The organism is Pseudomonas sp. Irchel s3h17 (genome assembly GCF_900187505.1).
Taxonomy (GTDB): domain Bacteria; phylum Pseudomonadota; class Gammaproteobacteria; order Pseudomonadales; family Pseudomonadaceae; genus Aquipseudomonas.
In genome coordinates, this window is record NZ_FYDL01000003.1 from 110,229 (window position 1) to 129,432 (window position 19,204).

Sequence of the window (19,204 nt, forward strand, 5' to 3'; positions counted from 1 at the left end):
TTCCCTGCTGATGAAAAAGGCGTCCCTTGCGGGCGCCTTTTTTGTGTCTGCGATTTGGCTCTCCAGCGCCCAGGCCTTCTGTCCGGCACCCGTCGGGCTGCAAGCCGTCAGCGTGCAGCGCGTGGTGGATGGCGACACCGTGCGCCTGAGTGATGGTCGCAGCGTGCTGCATGATTGGCCTCAACACCCCTGAGCTGGGCAAAAAAGGACGCTCCGGCGAGCCTTTTGCCGTGTCCGCACGCAAGCGCCTGGAAGCCCTGGTGGCGGCCAGCGACGGGCGGCTGGGCTTGCTGGTGGGTCAGGAAAGCAAGGATCGCTACGGGCGCACCCTGGCCCATTTCTACAGTTCCAATGGCGCCAATCTTGAAGCGCAGATGCTCGCCGAAGGTCTCGGTTACCTGGTGGCGGTGGCACCGAATGTCGATCTGATCAGTTGCCAACAAGCGGCCGAACGCAGTGCACGGCGGGCCGGACTGGGAATATGGCGGCAGTCTCCTGTGCTGAAAACGGAGCAGATCACAGCTTGCGGATTCGCCGTGGTCAGTGGTCGTGTGAGCAGGGGACAGTGCAATCGTGGCGGGGTTTGGATCGATTTGCAGGGCTCGTTTGTATTGCGCGTTGCACCCAATCAGTTCAATCCATTTGATCTGCCGACACTGAAACGACGCCAAGGCAAGTGGATCGAGGTGCGTAGCCGGGAGCTCGAACGTTCGCGGCAAGGGCATTTGTAATCCGCTCGGGCGCGCTGGTTGCAATTTTTGACCCGTTCGACGGTGTTGCGGGTGTCCGCCTGAGAAAAATTGTAGACATTTTTTATGGTGATTGTGAACAGTTAAGCCCTTGTGTTCCGTGGCTCTTGGCCCAAAGTCGTAGGGCAGGGCGCTTGACAGGGGTGACTGGTCAGTCTTGTGGGGACTTTGCGAGGCGCGTATCCTCGGCGACCAGTCTGTCCAACAGTAAAAGCGGAATGCCCCCATGTCTGATCTGAAAACTGCCGCTCTCGAATATCATGCCAATCCTCGTCCAGGGAAGCTGAGTGTCGAGCTCACCAAGGCCACTGCTACCGTCCGCGACCTGTCGCTGGCCTATAGCCCCGGCGTAGCCGAGCCAGTACGCGAAATCGCTCGCGATCCTGAACTGGCCTACAAGTACACCGGCAAGGGCAACCTGGTTGCAGTCATTTCCGATGGCACCGCGATTCTCGGCCTGGGTAACCTCGGCCCATTGGCGTCCAAGCCAGTCATGGAAGGCAAGGGTGTACTGTTCAAGCGTTTCGCTGGTATCGACGTGTTCGACATCGAAGTCGACTCCGAGAGCCCGCAAGCCTTCATCGACACCGTAAAGCGCATCTCCATCACGTTCGGCGGCATCAACCTGGAAGACATCAAGGCACCTGAGTGCTTTGAGATCGAACGTGCCCTGATCGAGCAGTGCGACATTCCGGTGTTCCACGATGACCAGCACGGCACCGCGATCGTGACCGCGGCCGGCATGATCAACGCCCTGGAAATCGCGGGCAAAACCCTTGCCGATGCCCAGATCGTCTGCCTGGGCGCCGGTGCTGCCGCCATCTCCTGCATGAAATTGCTGGTGAGCATGGGCGCCAACATCGAAAACATCTACATGGTTGACCGTACCGGTGTGATCCACTCCGGCCGTGACGACCTGAACCAGTACAAGGCGGTCTTCGCCCACGCGACCGACAAGCGCACCCTGGCAGACGCCTTGCAAGGTGCTGACGTGTTCGTCGGCCTGTCCGGCCCGAACCTGCTGAGCGCCGAAGGCCTGAAATCCATGGCGGCCAACCCGATCGTGTTCGCCTGCTCGAACCCGGATCCAGAAATCGCCCCGGAACTGGCTCACGCCACCCGTGACGACGTGATCATGGCGACCGGCCGTTCGGACTACCCGAACCAGGTGAACAACGTACTGGGCTTCCCGTTCATCTTCCGTGGTGCCCTGGACGTTCGCGCCAAGCGCATCAACGAAGAAATGAAAGTGGCAGCGGCCAACGCCCTGCGTGAACTGGCCAAGCTGCCGGTACCTCAGGAAGTGTGCGACGCCTACGGCGGCATCAAGCTGGAATTCGGTCGTGAGTACATCATCCCGAAACCAATGGATGCCCGCCTGATCACCGTGATCTCCGACGCCGTGGCCAAGGCCGCGATCGAGACCGGTGTGGCGACCCTGCCGTATCCGAAGAACTACCCGCTCAAAAGCGTGGATGACGTGTTCAACGGCTAAGCCTGCGTAGCGTCAAACCCCAAGCCCCGGCTCTCGCGAGTCGGGGCTTTTTGCATTCTGGCGGGCGATGGGTGGTGTAGCGGGATCGGTGCGATCTGCTTTACTCAGCCTTGCCAAGAGGCGTAGTCGTGCGAAGAAGCTTCTTTTCTATGACAGCATGCTCAATGTCGCTTTGCTCGAGCAGATTGAAAAGGGGTTCTGCATGTCTTCCGCCATCGAGGCTTCGGTCGACAAGCTGGACAGCGTCCAGTTTCTGCGGGCAATAGCGGCGACGGCCGTGGTCGTTCAACACGTCCCGCTGTTTCGCAATGGTGCCTGGGGCGTCGACATCTTTTTCGTGATCAGTGGCTTCATCATGGCCCTGGTTACCGCCAAGTCGAAAAGACACTTTTTCACCAAGCGTGTGATCCGGGTCGTGCCGCTTTACTGGCTGGGCACCTTTGGCGTATTTGGCGTGGCCCTGCTGCTGCCCAGCTTGCTGGACAACACCACGGCGGATCTGACCGGCCTTATCAAGTCGCTGCTGTTCATTCCCTACCAGAAGGGTGAGTACGTTCAGCCCCTGTTGTTCCTCGGCTGGACCCTGAACTTCGAGATGTTCTTCTACGTCCTGTTTGCTCTGTCCATGGCCATCAGTCATCGCCACCGCCTGCTGATCTGCTCGCTGGTACTCATAGTCCTGGTGCTGCTGGGGCAGTGGATGAAGTTCGACTCAGTGATTCTGGATTTCTATAGCTCTGAAATTCTTGCGGAATTTGCCTTCGGCATGGGCTGCTACACGCTGTATGCCCGCACCGCTGGCTGGCGCGCCTCCGGGCCCACGATCGGGGTGCGAGTGGTTTTGGTGCTGATCAGTGTCACCTGTATTGCCAGCATGCCGTTCAATGAGACCTTTGCGACGACTCTGGGGCGCAGCATTTACTGGGGGATTCCGGCCACCTTGTGCTTTCTGGCGATGGTGCATGGTCTGGCAGGTCTGCGCCTGCCCTGGGGGATGGTGCTGCTCGGCGACGCCAGCTATTCCCTGTATCTGTTCCACCCCTACGTGATGAAGGTGTTCAACAAGGTTTTCCACGTGTTCGATACGTCGGGCCTGCTCGCCTACCTGATAGCAGCGCTGGCCATCGGCCTGTGTTATCTGGTCGCAATCAGCATCTATCGGCTGGTGGAGTTGCCAATGACCAGGCGGCTGCGCGTCATCTTCCTCGACCGTCATCGGGTTGGGAAGCTGCCACCGGAGTTGCCGGTGGAGCGCAGCGAATTGCGGGGTGAATGAGCGAGGTCAGAACAAATCGATCGGCGCGACTTCGTCCGCTGGCAGCGGGCTGCCCGGTGCGGTGCCGTTGCCCAGTTCGCTGCCGGTCGGTGGCGTGTCTTCGCTCTTGAACAGTTCGAAGTAGGCGCCCGGCGTACCTGGTGATGCTGCGCGACCGCTGATCGGGTCCACTCGCAGGCTGAGTATGCCTTCAGGTTCGGCCTGGGTATGGGGCGGCTTGTCCTTGAGTGCGGCGCCCATGTAGTTCATCCAGATGGGCAGTGCCACCGTACCACCATACTCCCGCCTGCCCAGGCTCTCCGGCTGGTCGAATCCGGCCCAGACGGTGGTTACGTAGTCGGCGTTGTAGCCCGAGAACCAGGCGTCCTTGGATTCGTTGGTGGTCCCGGTCTTGCCGGCGAGGTCGGTGCGCCCCAGGGCCAGGGCGCGGCGGCCCGTGCCAAGCTTGATCACGTCCTGCAGCATGCTGTTGAGGATGTAGGTCGTGCGCCCGTCGATGATGCGCTCGGCCACGGCCGGCGCGGGTGTGGCGGCTTGATCGACCGGGGTCTGGCCGGGTGCGGCGTTGACCGTGAAGGCTTCGGTAGTCGGTACGGCAATGCCGTCGCTGGCGATGGCGCCCTGGGGCACGCTTGGCGGGTTGGCGACGAACAGCGTGTCGCCATTGCGGCTCTCGATCTTGTCGATGATGTACGGCGTGATCTTGTAGCCGCCGTTGGCAAAGGTGCTCCAACCGGTCGCGATTTCCATCGGTGTCAGCGTCGCCGTGCCCAGGGCCAGCGAGAGGTTGCGTGGCAGGTCGTCCTTGTTGAAGCCGAACTTACTGATGTAGTCGATGGTGCGGTCCACGCCCAGCGCCTGGAGCAGGCGGATCGATACCAGGTTGCGCGACTTGTACAGCGCCTCACGCATGCGGATCGGGCCGAGGAAGGTGTTGGTGTCGTTCTTCGGGCGCCAGACCTTGTCCAGGTACTCGTCGACAAACACGATCGGCGCATCGTTCACCAGGCTGGAGGCGGTGTAGCCGTTATCCAGTGCGGCGCTGTAGACGAAGGGTTTGAAGCTCGAGCCCGGTTGGCGCTTGGCCTGCATGGCGCGGTTGTAGTTGCTCTGTTCGAAGGCGAAGCCGCCGACCAGTGCGCGGATTGCCCCGTTTTGCGGATCCAGCGAGACCAGTGCGCCCTGGGCGACCGGGACCTGGCTGAACTTCAGGCTGTTATCGGGCTGACGCTGTACGCGGATCAGGTCGCCGACCTGGGCGACGTCCGAAGGCTGGCGTGGGACGGGGCCCATGCTGTTGGTATTCAGGAACGGCCGCGCCCACTTCATGGTGTCCCAGCTGACGTGCTCGGCGCCGGTGCGGGTCAGTACCTGCAGGCCCTGCTTGTCGACCTGGGTGACGATGGCCGGCTCCAGGCCGCTGATGGTGCGCTGCTTGGTCAGCTCGGCAGCCCAGGCGTCGAGTGTCTTGCCTGGCAGGCGCGATTCAGGGCCGCGATAGCCGTGGCGCTGGTCGTAGGTCATCAGGCCTTCATGGACGGCAGTGTTGGCCATCTCCTGAAGGTTGCTCGGCACGGTGGTGGTGACGCGGAAACCTTCCGTGTAGGCGTCGCTGCCATAGCGCCCGACCATTTCGGCGCGGGCCATTTCAGCGATGTACGGCGCGTTCACTTCCGGGGTCGGCACATGGTAGCTGGCGTTCAGCGGTTCGTTGATCGACGTGGTGTAGTCGGCTTCGGTGATTTTACCGAGCTTGTACATGCGCCCCAGGATCCAGTCGCGACGTTCCTTGCTGCGCGTCGGGTTGGCCAGCGGGTTGAAGCGCGACGGGGCCTTGGGCAGGCCGGCAATCATTGCCATCTGCGCCAGGGTGACGTCACGGATCGACTTGCCGTAATACACCTGTGCCGCCGCCTCGATGCCGTAGGCGCGGTTGCCCAGGTAGATCTTGTTCACATAGAGCTCGAGGATCTCGTCCTTGGTCAGCTGACGCTCGATCTGCAGGGCCAGGAGGATCTCCGTGGTCTTGCGCGAGAAGCTGCGTTCGCTGGTCAGGAAGAAGTTCTTGGCGACCTGCATGGTGATGGTGCTGCCGCCGGACTGGATGTGTCCGCTTTTGATCAGCTGGGTGGCGGCACGCATCAGGCTGCTGGGGTCGACGCCATAGTGATTGGCGAAGTTGTCGTCTTCAGCACTTAGTAACGCATTAATGAAATTGGGGGGAATGTCGGCGAAACGTATCGGTGTACGGCGCATTTCGCCAAATTCTGCGATCAACTTGTCGTCGCTGCTGTAGACCCGCAAAGGGATCTGCAACTGGATGCTTCTGAGCGCCTCCACCGAGGGAAGCCCCGGGCTAAGGTAAAGAAACGCGCCACTCAGACTCAGGAGCAGTCCGCAGAAAATGGCGACGATGGACCACCCGAAAAATTTCAGCAGACGAATCAAGGCTTTTGGATATCCAGGGTAAAGAATGAATTAGGCGTCAGGGCATTCAGGGTTAGCAAGGATCGGCCTGCGCTTGCGAAAAGCGGAAAAAAACGATGGGCATTATAAGCACTTTTTCTACCTCAGGCGCATTTGGCCCCAGTGTCAAGACTCGGCTATTGAACGCAACGAACAATAAAGAGTCCGTAACTCACGGAAAGTCATAGGGAATTGGTAGTGCCAGGACTCTTCAATAAAAAGCGCCGCAGGCTATTGGGCATCGACATCAGTTCAACCTCGCTCAGGCTTGTGGAGCTGAGCCGCTCTGGCACGCGCTATTGCGTCGAAGCCAGTGGGATGGAGCTGCTGCCAGCCGGTGCGGTGGTCGAGAAAAACATTGTCGAACTCGACATGGTTGGGGCGGCACTGTCCCGGCTGCTGCAAAGGACCCGGAGCGATGTCAGGAATGCCGCGGTGGCGGTTTCCGGATCAGCGGTCATCACCAAGGTCATCGAACTGGATGCCGGGCTGTCGGTCGATGAGATGGAGTGTCAATTGAAGCTCGACGCCGACCAGTATATTCCTTATCCCCTCGACGAAGTCGCCATCGACTTCGACGTCCAGGGTGTCGTTCGTCATAGTCCTGAGCGGGTAGAGGTGCTGCTGGCCGCCTGTCGCAAGGAAAGTATCGAGCTGCGTGAGGCTGCGCTGGCCCTGGCGGGCCTGACGGCCAAGGTGGTCGACATCGAGGCGTTTGCGTTGGAGCGGGCCTATGGCTTGCTGGTGCCACGGCTGGCGGGTTTGAGCGAGCACTCGATCGTGGCGCTGGTCGACATCGGTGACACCATGACCACGCTCAACGTGTTGCTCAATGGTCGAGTGATCTATACCCGTGAGCAGTTGTTCGGTGGTCGCCAGTTGACCGAGGACATACAGCGACGATATGGCGTGTCTGTCGAGCAGGCGATGCTGGCCAAGCGACAAGGCGGGCTGCCGGAAAACTACGCTCGAGAAGTCCTGCAGCCCTTTTGCGAGACGCTGGTGCAGCAGGTGTCGCGCTCCTTGCAGTTTTTCTTTGCCGCAGGCCAGTACCGTGCGATCGACCATATCGTGCTGGCCGGTGGCACGGCTTCGATCGACGGTCTGGGCCGCATGGTCGAGCAGCACCTGGAGACGCCAACGTTCGTGGCCAACCCGTTCGTCGGCATGACCTTGGGCCGCAAGGTCAATGCCGTTGCGCTGGCGACGGATGCACCGGCCTTGATGATTGCGTGCGGTCTGGCGCTTAGGAGCTTCGACTGATGGCGCGGATCAATCTACTGCCCTGGCGTGAAGCGCAGCGCGAGGAGCGGCGCCAGCGTTTCCTGCTGTCGTTGGTGGGTGTCGTGGTCGTGGCGGTTGGCGTGATTCTGTTGGGCAATCACTGGATCAACAGCGCCATCGAACGGCAGATCGCCCGTAACGCCTATGTCAGCAGGCAGATTGCCGTGCTGGATGACCGGATCCGGCAGATTGGCGAGCTGAAAGCCCGACGTGAGCAACTCGTCGAGCGCATGGGGATTATCCAGGGCCTGCAGGGTAATCGACCGGTCAGTGGGCGAGTCTTTGACCAACTGGTGCGTACCCTGCCCGCGGGCGTGTATTTCACCGAGGTGAAGCGGGTCGACGACACGCTGTCCATTCGTGGCGCGGCACTCGCCAGTGACCGGGTCTCGGACCTGATGCGCAATCTCGAGGGGTCCGACTGGTTCGGTGCGCCGAGCCTGAGCGAGGTCAAGACCGCGACGCCTGGCGCATCGGATCAGGCCAGTCTGTTCCGGTTGACCGTTCGCCAGGTAGCGCCGGCCACGACCGGGGGCGCGGAATGAGCCTGGTGCAATGGCTGGACGCGGTGCGCAAGGTCGATATCAATGAGCTGGACCTGAACAACATCGGGTCGTGGCCTGCACCGGTCAAGGTCCTGGTCGGTGCATTGGTCATGGCCCTGGTGCTGGTGTTGGGCTACAACCTTCAGCTTCGCGACCTGGACGATCTGCTGGAGCAGGCGCGTGCCGGGGAGGCGAGCCTGAAGGCGCAGTTTTCGAGCAAGGCGCAACTGGCGGCCAACCTCGAGCCCTACACCGAGCAGATGAAAGCCATGGAAGAAGCGTTCGGTGTGCTGCTCAGGCAACTGCCCGGCGATACCGAAGTGCCAGGGCTGCTGGAGGACATCAGCCGAACCGGCCTGGGCAGTGGCCTGGCGTTCGAAGAGATCAAGCTGCTGCCGGAAGTCGCCCGGCCGTTCTACATCGAACTGCCGATCCAGATCGCCGTCACGGGCGACTATCACGACCTGGCGACCTTCGTCAGCGGAGTCGCGGGACTGTCCCGGATTGTCACCCTGCATGACTTCAGCATCGAGCCGGCCAGCCCGGGTCTCGACGCCAGGCTGCGCATGAACATCCAGGCCAGGACTTACCGCTACAACGATACCGGGCGCCAGCCATGAGTGCGCCGCGATGGCTCTTTCCTCTCGTGCTGGCGGGCGGTCTTGCCGGGTGTGACGGTGACGGCGATTTCAGCGACCTGGATGCCTATATGAACGAGGTGCTGGTGCGTCCGCCCGGCCAGATTGAGCCGATGCCGGTCTTCCGCGCTTACCCGACGTTCACGTACAACGCCGCCTCGCTACGCAGCCCGTTTTCCGCGCAGATCAGGCCGGGCCTGGCCGGTGGTGGTCAGGGTTCGCGCGCTGTCCGGCCGGATCCCGCCCGGATCCGGCACTACCTGGAAGGTTTCAATATCGAGCAATTCGAAATGGTCGGCACGATCGCCAATGCCTCGGGCACCTTTGCGCTGTTGCGTGGTGCCGGTGGTGTGCATCGGCTCAAGGTGGGCGACTACCTGGGTCGTAACGACGGGCGGATTGTGGCGATCGGCGATGACCAGGTCGACGTGGTCGAAATCGTTCCCGATGGCGAGGGTGCCTGGCTGGAGCGACCGCGGACCCTCCCTCTGAAAGTGCACTCATAGTGGAACCCGAATCATGAACAGGACTCTTTCAATCCTCGGTCTGTCGCTAGGGATAGCGCTGCTTTCTCCGGGGGTGTCGGCGGCCAGCCTCAACGCGCTGGATGTCGCCGCGCTACCGGGTGATCGCGTCGAGCTGAAGCTGGTTTTCGACGGGCCGCCCCCGGAACCTCATGGCTACACCACGGATAAACCCGCGCGAATTGCCCTCGATTTGCCGGGGGTGACCAGTCACCTGGCCAGCAAGCACCGTGACCTGGGCGGTGCAAACGTGCGCAGCGCCACGGTGGTCGAGGTCAAGGATCGAGCGCGACTGGTGATCAACCTGGCGCAGTTGGTGCCCTACAGTACGCGGGTCGAAGGCAACGCCTTGTTCGTGGTGGTCGGGCAGGCGGCTGCCGTTGCTCGCAAGGCAAGCCCGGCCAAGGTCGCGCAGCCTTCCGGAAGTGCCGACTACGCGGGCAAGGCCATTCGCGGTGTGGACTTCCAGCGTGGAGAGCAGGGTGAGGGCAACGTTGTCATCGACTTGTCGGATCGAGGGATCAGCCCGGATATCCAGGAGCGCGACGGCAAGATCATCCTCAGTTTCGCCAGGACCCGCTTGCCCGAGCGGTTGCGGGTTCGTTTGGACGTCAAGGATTTCGCCACCCCGGTGCAATACGTCAATGCCAGTGCATCCGCCGACAAGGCCAGCATCAGCATCGAGCCCAGTGGCGCCTTCGACTACTCGACTTTTCAAACCGACAACAAGCTGACCGTCAGTGTCCGACCGATGGTCGTTGAGGACCTGCAAAAGCGCAATGTCGAGCGCTCTGCCTACAGCGGTGAAAAGCTGTCGCTGAATTTTCAGGACATCGACGTGCGTTCAGTGCTGCAACTGATCGCCGATTTCACCCAGCTCAACCTGGTGGCCAGTGACACGGTGCAGGGTGGCATCACCTTGCGCTTGCAAAACGTCCCTTGGGACCAGGCGCTGGACCTGGTGCTCAAGACCAAGGGGCTGGACCAGCGCAAGCTTGGTAACGTCCTGCTGGTCGCCCCGGCGGACGAAATCGCCGCCCGTGAGCGCCAGGAACTGGAGTCGCTAAAGCAGATCGCCGAACTGGCCCCGCTGCGCCGGGAACTGCTGCAGGTCAATTACGCCAAGGCGGTGGATATCGCCAAATTGTTCCAGTCGGTGACCAGTGCCGAGGCCAAGCGCGATGAGCGCGGCTCGATCACCGTCGATGAGCGCACCAACAACATCATCGCCTACCAGACCCAGGAACGACTGGAAGAGCTGAGGCGGATCGTCGCGCAACTGGATATTCCGGTGCGCCAGGTGATGATCGAGGCACGCATCGTCGAGGCCAACGTCGATTACGACAAGAGCCTGGGTGTGCGCTGGGGTGGTTCGGTGCGTAGTGGCAACTGGAACGCTTCCGGAGTTGGCAGCGCGAAGGAGGGGGCCTTGGGCAGAAGCGCCAGCACCAATTCACCGTTCGTCGACATGGGGGTGGCGGGCCATACGTCGGGAATCGGTATCGCCTACATCACCGATAACCTGTTGCTGGACCTTGAGCTGACGGCCATGGAGAAGACCGGCAATGGGGAGATCGTCTCACAGCCCAAGGTGGTGACCTCCGACAAGGAGACTGCGAAGATCCTCAAGGGTACGGAAATTCCCTACCAGGAGGCCAGCTCCAGTGGCGCGACCTCGGTGTCGTTCAAGGAGGCCTCGCTGTCTTTGGAGGTGACGCCGCAGATTACCCCCGACAACCGCATCATCATGGCAGTCAAGGTCACCAAGGACGAACCGGACTACCTGAACAAGGTGCAGGATGTACCGCCGATCAAGAAGAACGAGGTCAATGCCAAAGTGCTGGTGACCGATGGCGAAACTATCGTTATCGGTGGGGTTTTCTCAAATACTCAGAGCAAGGTCGTAGATAAAGTGCCATTTCTCGGTGATGTGCCGTATCTTGGCCGCCTTTTCAGGCGTGACGTGGTGTCGGAGAAAAAATCCGAGCTGCTGGTATTTCTCACTCCGCGTATCATGAATAACCAGGCGATTGCTGTGAGTCATTGATTCTGTGCGAAATTTGATTCTTGTTGGGCCGATGGGTGCTGGTAAAAGCACCATCGGTCGCTTGTTGGCCAAAGAGTTGCGCCTGCCGTTCAAGGATTCCGATAAGGAAATTGAATTGCGCACGGGTGCCAATATCCCGTGGATCTTCGACAAAGAAGGCGAACCCGGCTTTCGTGACCGCGAGCAGGCGATGATCGCCGAATTGTGCGCGCTCGACGGCGTGGTGCTGGCGACGGGAGGTGGCGCGGTCATGCGCGAAGCCAATCGTCGCGCGCTGCATGCCGGCGGGCGCGTGGTGTATTTGCATGCGTCGGTCGAGCAGCAGGTCGGGCGCACTTCGCGCGATCGCAATCGTCCGTTGCTGCGCACCGCCGATCCGGCCAAGACGCTGCGCGATCTGCTGACGCTGCGCGATCCGCTGTATCGGGAAATCGCCGACCTGGTGGTGGAAACCGATGAGCGGCCACCGCGGATGGTTGTTCTAGACATTCTGGAGCGCTTGCAGCAGCTTCCTCCCCGTTAATCCCCGGCGCGAAATGCGCTATCCTCGGCCTCGCGCCATGACGGCTTCGGGGTGTGGCGCAAGACGGGTGGGCAACGTCATTCAATCAGGTGTTGCCAATCGATAACAAAAGGCAGGGCACCTGATTCCAACTTCATTGTGGGGACACATGCAGACACTTAAGGTCGATTTAGGCGAGCGTAGCTACCCGATCCATATTGGCGAAGGGTTGCTGGACCAGCCCGAGTTGCTGGCGCCGCATATCGCTGGGCGGCAAGTGGCAATCATCTCCAACGAGACCGTTGCGCCTCTGTATCTGGAGCGTCTGACCCGCAGCCTGGCACAGTTTTCCGTCATTTCGGTGGTGTTGCCCGATGGCGAAGCCTTCAAGACCTGGGAAACCCTGCAAACCATCTTCGATGGCCTGCTTACCGCACGCCATGACCGACGCACCACCGTGATCGCCCTGGGCGGCGGCGTGATTGGCGACATGGCCGGTTTTGCCGCCGCCTGTTACCAGCGTGGTGTCGATTTCATTCAGGTGCCGACCACCTTGCTGTCGCAAGTCGACTCCTCGGTAGGCGGCAAGACCGGGATCAACCATCCGCTGGGCAAAAACATGGTGGGCGCTTTCTATCAGCCGAACGTGGTGCTGATCGATACCGCCACCCTCAACACTTTGCCGGCCCGCGAGCTGTCTGCCGGCCTGGCCGAAGTCATCAAGTACGGGTTGATCTGCGACGAACCGTTCCTGACCTGGCTCGAAGACAACGTCGACCGCCTGCGCGCCCTCGACCAGGGCGCGCTGACCTACGCCATCGAGCGCTCCTGCGCGGCCAAGGCTGTGGTGGTTGGCGCCGATGAGCGTGAGTCCGGTGTGCGGGCCACGCTCAACCTGGGTCATACCTTCGGTCACGCTATCGAAACCCACATGGGCTATGGTGTCTGGCTACATGGCGAAGCGGTGGCTGCGGGCACGGTAATGGCGCTGGAGATGTCGTCGCGCCTGGGCTGGATCACACCCCAGGAGCGCGATCGCGGTATTCGCCTGTTCCAGCGTGCCGGGTTGCCGGTCATCCCGCCAGCAGAGATGACCCCTGCCGATTTTCTCGAACACATGGCAATAGACAAGAAAGTAATCGACGGCCGTTTGCGGCTGGTGTTATTGCGCCGTATAGGCGAAGCCGTAGTGACCGACGATTATCCGAAAGAGGTTTTACAGGCCACGCTGGGAGCGGATTACCGCGCCCTGGCTCAGCTTAAAGGTTAATAAGATCCCCATGACCAGTTTGCATGCCGACGAGGCGTTCCTAGGCCACTACCAGTTGAACCATGACCCCTTTGCTCCACGGGTTCCAGGGTTCAAATTCTTCCCTGCCCAGCGCAAGCCCGTGCTGGGACAACTGCATCACCTGGCCCGTTATAGCCAGCTGTTGCTGGTGGTCACCGGGCCGCAAGGCAGCGGCAAGACCCTGTTGCGCCAGGCGCTGGTTGCCAGCACCAACAAGCAGACGGTACAGAGCGTGGTGGTCTCCGCCCGCGGTGCCGGTGATGCGGCCGGTGTGTTGCGTCAGGTGGCCCAGTCGCTGGAAATCGCGCAGGCTGAAGTCGGTGCGATCCTCAAGCAGGTGGTGCAACTCGCCCTGACCGGCCAGGAAGTCTATCTGCTGGTGGACGACGCCGAGCAGCTCGACGAGTCGGCGCTCGAAGCGTTGCTGGCCCTGGCGGCCGGTGCGCCTGAGGGGCGCCCGCATGTGTTCCTGTTCGGTGAGCCGTCGCTGATCGCCGGGCTTGAGCCGTTGACGGGCGAGGAAGAGCGCTTCCACGTCATCGAGCTGCAACCGTATGCCGAGGAGGAAACTCGCGAATACCTGGCTCAGCGCCTTGAGGGTGCCGGTCAGGGAATCGAACTTTTCTCCGCCAATCAGATCTCTGATATTCACGAAAGCTCCGACGGCTGGCCTGGAAACATCAACCAGGTTGCCCGCGATGCGATGATCGAAGCCATGATTGCTAGCCGCTCAGCGGTCAAGCGTCCAAGTGTGGGGTTCAACATGCCGAAGAAACACGTATTGGCAATTTCCGCCGTTGTCGTGGTTGCGGTGGCCGCTGCCTGGTTGATGCCGGGCCGCAGCAAGACACCAACCACCGGCGCACCTGCCAACGAGCAGGCGCAACTGCCGCTCGGCCAGGGCGCTCCAACACCGAACGGCGGCGCTCCGGCGGTCGAGTTCGCCGGCAACACCCAGCCGATGCCGCTGCCGCTGGTCGGGCAATCCCAGCCGGTAATGCGGGGGCCGTTGGCTGAAGAGGCCGGTGGCATCACCGAAGGCGACGACGGTGTGCCGCTCGAAGGTTCCAGCGCTGTTCCGCCGACCGTGACCACCATTGCACCGCCGGCCGGCATTTCAGCCGGTCCTGCACCGACCCCGGCTCCAGCACCTGTTGCCAAGCCAGCGCCTGTCCAGGTTGCTACCGCCAAGCCTGCACCTGCTCCAGCGGCCAAGCCGGCCCCTGTGGCCAAGCCTGCTCCAGTAGCCAAGCCGGCCGAGAAGCCAGCTACGGTCGCCAAGGCGACATCCGGTGGTAGTTGGTATGCCGGTCAGGCTCCGGGCAGCTACGTCGTACAGATCCTGGGCACCAGCTCGGAAGCCGCGGCGCAGAACTTCGTCAAAGAGCAGGGCGGCCAGTACCGCTATTTCAAGAAAGTGCTCAACGGCAAGCCGCTTTACGTCATCACTTACGGCAGTTTCGCCAACCGCGATGCAGCTGTTACCGCTATCAAGGCCTTGCCAGCGAAGGTTCAGGCTGGTAAACCTTGGCCTCGCACTGTCGCCAGCGTCCAACAGGAACTGGCAACAACTCGCTGAAGATTCGGCGGCCTTATCCAGGCCGCCTCTCCAAGCACCTCAAAATTTCTACAAGTGCGCGCTGCTCTACAGGCCGCGTGCCTTGTGGTGTCTGCGTCACAGTAGTCTTTGGGTCGTTGCGGTCAACATCAAAAATGTTTTGACTAGCACAGCATATCGATTTAAACCTTTCATAAATGCGACATAGATTTGCGACATTTCGTCGTCAAATTTGTGAGCCTCTGTGTCGGTGTGTACAATGACCTCCCTTTTGCCCCCGCAAAGCTGGCGTACGTTCGGCGCGGAAGGTAAGCGGTTGAATTAAAAAGAAATTTGTCTCTGTAAGAGGCAGCCTGGTGAGAAAGTGTCTATGAAAGCAGGTCTGTACCAACCCGATGAATTCAAGGATAACTGCGGTTTCGGCCTGATAGCCCATATGCAGGGCGAACCCAGTCATACCCTTTTGCAAACGGCCATCGAGGCCCTGACCTGCATGACCCACCGCGGTGGGATCAACGCCGACGGCAAGACCGGTGACGGTTGCGGTCTGCTGATTCAGAAACCGGATGTGTTCCTGCGTGCCATCGCCCAGGAAACCTTCGGTGTGGAACTGCCCAAGCAATATGCAGTGGGCATGGTCTTCTTCAACCAGGATCCGGTCAAAGCCGAAGCTGCTCGCGAGAACATGAACCGCGAGATACTGGCTGAAGGCTTGCAACTGATCGGCTGGCGCAAAGTGCCAATCGACACCAGCGTCCTTGGCCGCCTGGCCCTGGAACGGTTGCCGCAGATCGAACAGGTGTTCATCGCCGGTGATGGCCTGAGCGATCAGGACATGGCGATCAAGCTGTTCAGCTCCCGTCGTCGCTCGTCCGTGGCCAACGCCGCCGACACCGACCACTACATCTGCAGCTTTTCCCACAAGACCATCATTTACAAAGGCCTGATGATGCCGGCGGATTTGACCGCCTTCTATCCAGACCTGAGTGACCAGCGCCTGCAAACCGCGATTTGCGTGTTCCACCAGCGCTTCTCCACCAACACCTTGCCGAAATGGCCGCTGGCTCAACCGTTCCGCTTCCTGGCGCACAACGGCGAGATCAACACCATCACCGGCAACCGCAACTGGGCCCAGGCCCGTCGCACCAAGTTCACCAACGACCTGATGGACCTGGACGAGCTCGGCCCGCTGGTCAACCGCGTCGGTTCCGACTCCTCGAGCATGGACAACATGCTGGAGCTGATGGTCACCGGTGGTATCGACCTGTTCCGTGGCGTGCGGATGATCATTCCGCCTGCGTGGCAGAACGTCGAGACCATGGACCCGGACCTGCGGGCGTTCTACGAATACAACTCGATGCACATGGAACCGTGGGACGGCCCGGCCGGCGTGGTCATGACCGATGGTCGCTACGCGGTATGCCTGCTCGACCGTAACGGTCTGCGTCCGGCGCGTTGGGTCACCACCAAGAATGGCTTCATCACCCTGGCCTCGGAAATCGGTGTCTGGAACTACCAGCCTGAAGACGTGATCGCCAAGGGCCGTGTGGGCCCGGGCCAGATCTTTGCCGTGGACACCGAAACCGGTCAGATCCTCGACACCGACGCCATCGACAACCGTTTGAAGTCCCGTCATCCCTACAAGCAATGGCTGCGCAAGAATGCCCTGCGCATCCAGGCGACCATGGAAGACAACGACCACGGTTCGGCCTTCTACGACGTCGACCAGCTCAAGCAGTACATGAAGATGTACCAGGTCACCTTCGAAGAGCGTGACCAGGTGCTGCGTCCATTGGGCGAGCAGGGCTACGAAGCGGTCGGCTCCATGGGCGACGACACGCCGATGGCCGTGCTGTCCCAGCGTGTGCGCACGCCGTACGACTATTTCCGCCAGCAGTTCGCGCAGGTCACCAACCCGCCGATCGACCCGCTGCGCGAAGCCATCGTCATGTCGCTGGAAATCTGCCTCGGTGCCGAGCGCAACATCTTCCAGGAGTCGCCGGAACACGCCTCGCGCGTGATCCTCAGCTCGCCGGTCATTTCCCCGGCCAAGTGGCGCTCGCTGATGAACCTCGATCGCCCGGGCTTCGAACGCCAGGTCATCGACCTCAACTACGACGAGGCCATGGGCCTTGAAGCCGCCGTGCGCAATGTCGCCGATCAGGCTGAAGAAGCCGTGCGTGCCGGTCGCACCCAGATCGTGCTGAGTGACCGCCACATCGCCCCGGGCAAGTTGCCGATCCACGCTTCGCTCGCCACCGGCGCGGTACACCACCGCCTGACCGAAAAAGGCCTGCGCTGCGACTCCAACATCCTGGTCGAGACCGCCACCGCTCGCGATCCGCACCACTTCGCGGTGCTGATCGGTTTCGGCGCCTCTGCTGTTTATCCGTTCCTGGCCTACGAAGTGCTGGGCGACCTGATCCGCACCGGTGAAGTACTGGGCGACCTCTATGAGGTGTTCAAGAACTACCGCAAAGGCATCACCAAAGGCCTGCTGAAGATCCTGTCGAAGATGGGCATCTCGACCATCGCCTCGTATCGCGGTGCTCAGTTGTTCGAAGCCATCGGCCTGTCCGAGGAAGTGTGCGACCTGAGCTTCCGTGGCGTGCCGAGCCGCATCAAGGGTGCGCGCTTCGTCGACATCGAAGCCGAGCAAAAGGCCCTGGCTGCCGAAGCCTGGAGCCCGCGCAAGCCAATCCAGCAGGGCGGTCTGCTGAAGTTCGTCCACGGTGGCGAATATCACGCCTACAACCCGGACGTGGTCAACACCCTGCAAGCCGCTGTGCAGCAGGGTGACTACAGCAAGTTCAAGGAATACACGGCGCTGGTGGACAACCGTCCGGTGTCGATGATCCGCGACCTGCTCAAGGTCAAGACCCTGGATACGCCGCTGGACATCAGCGAGATCGAACCGCTGGAATCGGTGCTCAAGCGCTTCGACTCCGCCGGTATCTCCCTGGGCGCCCTGTCGCCGGAAGCTCACGAAGCCCTGGCCGAAGCCATGAACCGCCTGGGTGCGCGTTCCAACTCCGGCGAAGGCGGCGAAGACCCGGCGCGCTACGGCACCATCAAGAGCTCGAAAATCAAGCAGGTGGCGACCGGCCGCTTCGGTGTGACCCCGGAGTACCTGGTCAACGCTGAAGTGCTGCAGATCAAGGTCGCCCAGGGTGCCAAGCCCGGCGAAGGGGGCCAGTTGCCAGGCGGCAAGGTCAACGGTCTGATCGCCAAGCTGCGTTATGCGGTGCCGGGCGTGACCCTGATCTCGCCTCCGCCGCACCACGACATCTATTCGATCGAAGACTTGTCGCAGCTGATTTTCGACCTCAAGCAAGTCAACCCGAAGGCGCTGGTCTCGGTGAAACTGGTTGCCGAAGCGGGCGTGGGCACCATCGCTGCCGGCGTGGCCAAGGCCTATGCCGACCTGATCACCATCTCCGGCTACGACGGCGGCACCGGTGCATCGCCACTGACCTCGATCAAGTACGCGGGCGCTCCATGGGAGCTGGGCCTGGCGGAAACCCACCAGACCCTGCGCGGCAACGACCTGCGCGGCAAGGTGCGGGTGCAGACCGACGGCGGCCTGAAAACCGGCCTCGACGTGATCAAGGCGGCCATCCTCGGCGCTGAAAGCTTCGGCTTCGGCACCGCGCCGATGATCGCCCTGGGCTGCAAATACCTGCGCATCTGCCACCTGAACAACTGCGCCACCGGCGTGGCGACCCAGAACGAGAAGCTGCGCAAGGACCACTACATCGGTACGGTCGACATGGTGGTGAACTTCTTCACCTACGTCGCCGAAGAAACCCGTGAGTGGCTGGCCAAGCTGGGCGTGCGTTCCCTCGAGGAACTGATCGGTCGTACCGACCTGCTGGAAATCCTCGAAGGGCAGACTGCCAAGCAGAACCACCTGGACCTGACTCCGTTGCTGGGCAGCGATCACATCCCGGCGGACAAGCCACAGTTCTGCGAAGTGGACCGCAACCCGCCGTTCGACAAAGGCCTGCTGGCCGAGAAGATGGTCGACATGGCCACGTCGGCGATCAACGACCTGAGCGGTGCCGACTTCGCCCTGGATATCTGCAACTGCGACCGTTCCATCGGCGCGCGGATCTCCGGTGAAATCGCGCGCAAACACGGCAACCAGGGCATGGCCAAGGCGCCGGTCACCTTCCGTTTCAAAGGCACCGCTGGCCAGAGCTTCGGTGTGTGGAACGCCGGGGGCCTGAACATGTACCTGGAAGGCGACGCCAACGACTACGTCGGCAAAGGCATGACCGGCGGCAAGCTGGTCATCGTGCCGCCCAAGGGTAGCGTCTACAAGACTCAGGACAGTGCCATTATCGGCAACACCTGCCTGTATGGCGCCACCGGCGGCAAGCTGTTCGCCGCCGGTACCGCGGGCGAGCGTTTCGCCGTGCGTAACTCCGGTGCCCACACCGTGGTGGAAGGCACGGGCGATCACTGCTGCGAATACATGACCGGTGGTTTCGTCTGCGTCCTGGGCAAGACCGGTTACAACTTCGGTTCAGGCATGACCGGCGGTTTCGCCTACGTGCTCGACCAGGACAACAGCTTCGTTGACCGGGTCAACCACGAACTGGTGGAAATCCAGCGGATCAGCGGCGAGGCGATGGAAGCCTACCGCAGCCACTTGCAACGCGTGCTGAACGAATACGTCGAGGAAACCGACAGCGAATGGGGCCGTAACCTCGCTGAAAACCTTGATGACTATGTGCGTCGTTTCTGGCTGGTCAAGCCCAAGGCTGCCAACCTGAAATCGTTGCTTTCCAGCACCCGTGCCAACCCGCAGTGATATGCGCCTGAAG

The 19,204-nt window shown here is 61.3% G+C and carries 12 protein-coding genes and 1 pseudogene; 12 read left to right on the forward strand and 1 reads right to left on the reverse strand.

Annotation, left to right across the window (positions count from 1 at the left end; genetic code table 11):
* Positions 1-10: 10 nt before the first annotated feature.
* The 3 genes and pseudogenes from CKW25_RS04605 to CKW25_RS04615 all read left to right on the forward strand — a co-directional run.
* Positions 11-728, forward strand: a pseudogene (locus tag CKW25_RS04605) (thermonuclease family protein); the annotation flags it as partial.
* A gap of 247 nt (positions 729-975) precedes the next feature.
* Positions 976-2,244, forward strand: a complete 1,269-nt coding sequence (locus CKW25_RS04610; protein WP_095078016.1) for a malic enzyme-like NAD(P)-binding protein — start codon at positions 976-978, stop codon at positions 2,242-2,244.
* Between the two features lie 202 nt (positions 2,245-2,446).
* On the forward strand, positions 2,447-3,520 hold the full coding sequence (locus CKW25_RS04615; RefSeq protein WP_172736411.1) for an acyltransferase: 1,074 nt from the start codon (positions 2,447-2,449) through the stop codon (positions 3,518-3,520).
* Between the two features lie 6 nt (positions 3,521-3,526).
* On the opposite strand, the gene CKW25_RS04620 is transcribed toward CKW25_RS04615, so the two are convergent.
* The gene (locus CKW25_RS04620; RefSeq protein WP_371854744.1) at positions 3,527-5,965 is read right to left on the reverse strand and encodes a penicillin-binding protein 1A; all 2,439 of its coding nucleotides are present in this window, start codon (positions 5,963-5,965) and stop codon (positions 3,527-3,529) included.
* 219 nt (positions 5,966-6,184) lie between these two features.
* Here CKW25_RS04620 and CKW25_RS04625 point away from each other — a divergent pair, with 219 nt between their 5' ends.
* From CKW25_RS04625 to gltB, 9 genes are all read left to right on the forward strand, one after another.
* Positions 6,185-7,249, forward strand: a complete 1,065-nt coding sequence (locus CKW25_RS04625) for a pilus assembly protein PilM (RefSeq protein WP_095078019.1) — start codon at positions 6,185-6,187, stop codon at positions 7,247-7,249.
* Positions 7,249-7,815: a PilN domain-containing protein gene (locus tag CKW25_RS04630; RefSeq protein WP_095078020.1), complete on the forward strand. Its 567-nt coding sequence runs from the start codon at positions 7,249-7,251 to the stop codon at positions 7,813-7,815. The genes CKW25_RS04625 and CKW25_RS04630 overlap by 1 nt, the downstream gene beginning before the upstream one ends.
* Positions 7,812-8,435: a type 4a pilus biogenesis protein PilO gene (gene pilO / locus CKW25_RS04635; protein WP_095078021.1), complete on the forward strand. Its 624-nt coding sequence runs from the start codon at positions 7,812-7,814 to the stop codon at positions 8,433-8,435. The genes CKW25_RS04630 and pilO overlap by 4 nt, the downstream gene beginning before the upstream one ends.
* Positions 8,432-8,959, forward strand: a complete 528-nt coding sequence (locus CKW25_RS04640) for a pilus assembly protein PilP (protein ID WP_095078022.1) — start codon at positions 8,432-8,434, stop codon at positions 8,957-8,959. Before pilO ends, CKW25_RS04640 begins: the two co-directional genes overlap by 4 nt.
* 13 nt (positions 8,960-8,972) lie before the next feature.
* Positions 8,973-11,024 carry a type IV pilus secretin PilQ gene (gene pilQ, locus CKW25_RS04645; RefSeq protein ID WP_095078023.1) on the forward strand — a complete coding sequence of 684 codons (2,052 nt, stop codon included), beginning with the start codon at positions 8,973-8,975 and terminating at the stop codon, positions 11,022-11,024.
* Between the two features lie 4 nt (positions 11,025-11,028).
* Complete coding sequence (gene aroK, locus CKW25_RS04650; RefSeq protein WP_095078024.1) at positions 11,029-11,547, forward strand: shikimate kinase AroK; 519 nt, start codon at positions 11,029-11,031, stop codon at positions 11,545-11,547.
* A 148-nt stretch (positions 11,548-11,695) separates the two neighbouring features.
* Positions 11,696-12,796: a 3-dehydroquinate synthase gene (aroB, locus tag CKW25_RS04655; RefSeq protein WP_095078025.1), complete on the forward strand. Its 1,101-nt coding sequence runs from the start codon at positions 11,696-11,698 to the stop codon at positions 12,794-12,796.
* 10 nt (positions 12,797-12,806) lie between these two features.
* Positions 12,807-14,396 carry an SPOR domain-containing protein gene (locus CKW25_RS04660; protein ID WP_095078026.1) on the forward strand — a complete coding sequence of 530 codons (1,590 nt, stop codon included), beginning with the start codon at positions 12,807-12,809 and terminating at the stop codon, positions 14,394-14,396.
* Between the two features lie 349 nt (positions 14,397-14,745).
* Positions 14,746-19,191 carry a glutamate synthase large subunit gene (gene gltB, locus CKW25_RS04670; RefSeq protein WP_095078027.1) on the forward strand — a complete coding sequence of 1,482 codons (4,446 nt, stop codon included), beginning with the start codon at positions 14,746-14,748 and terminating at the stop codon, positions 19,189-19,191.
* Positions 19,192-19,204: the final 13 nt, after the last annotated feature.

What these genes read in the sequence shown, in the direction of transcription:
- CKW25_RS04610 (WP_095078016.1), top strand. Translation starts at nt 976, where the DNA reads ATGTCTGATCTGAAAACTGCCGCTCTCGAATATCATGCCAATCCTCGT.
- CKW25_RS04615 (WP_172736411.1), top strand. Translation starts at nt 2,447, where the DNA reads ATGTCTTCCGCCATCGAGGCTTCGGTCGACAAGCTGGACAGCGTCCAG.
- CKW25_RS04630 (WP_095078020.1), top strand. Translation starts at nt 7,249, where the DNA reads ATGGCGCGGATCAATCTACTGCCCTGGCGTGAAGCGCAGCGCGAGGAG.
- pilO (WP_095078021.1), top strand. Translation starts at nt 7,812, where the DNA reads ATGAGCCTGGTGCAATGGCTGGACGCGGTGCGCAAGGTCGATATCAAT.
- CKW25_RS04640 (WP_095078022.1), top strand. Translation starts at nt 8,432, where the DNA reads ATGAGTGCGCCGCGATGGCTCTTTCCTCTCGTGCTGGCGGGCGGTCTT.
- pilQ (WP_095078023.1), top strand. Translation starts at nt 8,973, where the DNA reads ATGAACAGGACTCTTTCAATCCTCGGTCTGTCGCTAGGGATAGCGCTG.
- aroB (WP_095078025.1), top strand. Translation starts at nt 11,696, where the DNA reads ATGCAGACACTTAAGGTCGATTTAGGCGAGCGTAGCTACCCGATCCAT.
- CKW25_RS04660 (WP_095078026.1), top strand. Translation starts at nt 12,807, where the DNA reads ATGACCAGTTTGCATGCCGACGAGGCGTTCCTAGGCCACTACCAGTTG.
- gltB (WP_095078027.1), top strand. Translation starts at nt 14,746, where the DNA reads ATGAAAGCAGGTCTGTACCAACCCGATGAATTCAAGGATAACTGCGGT.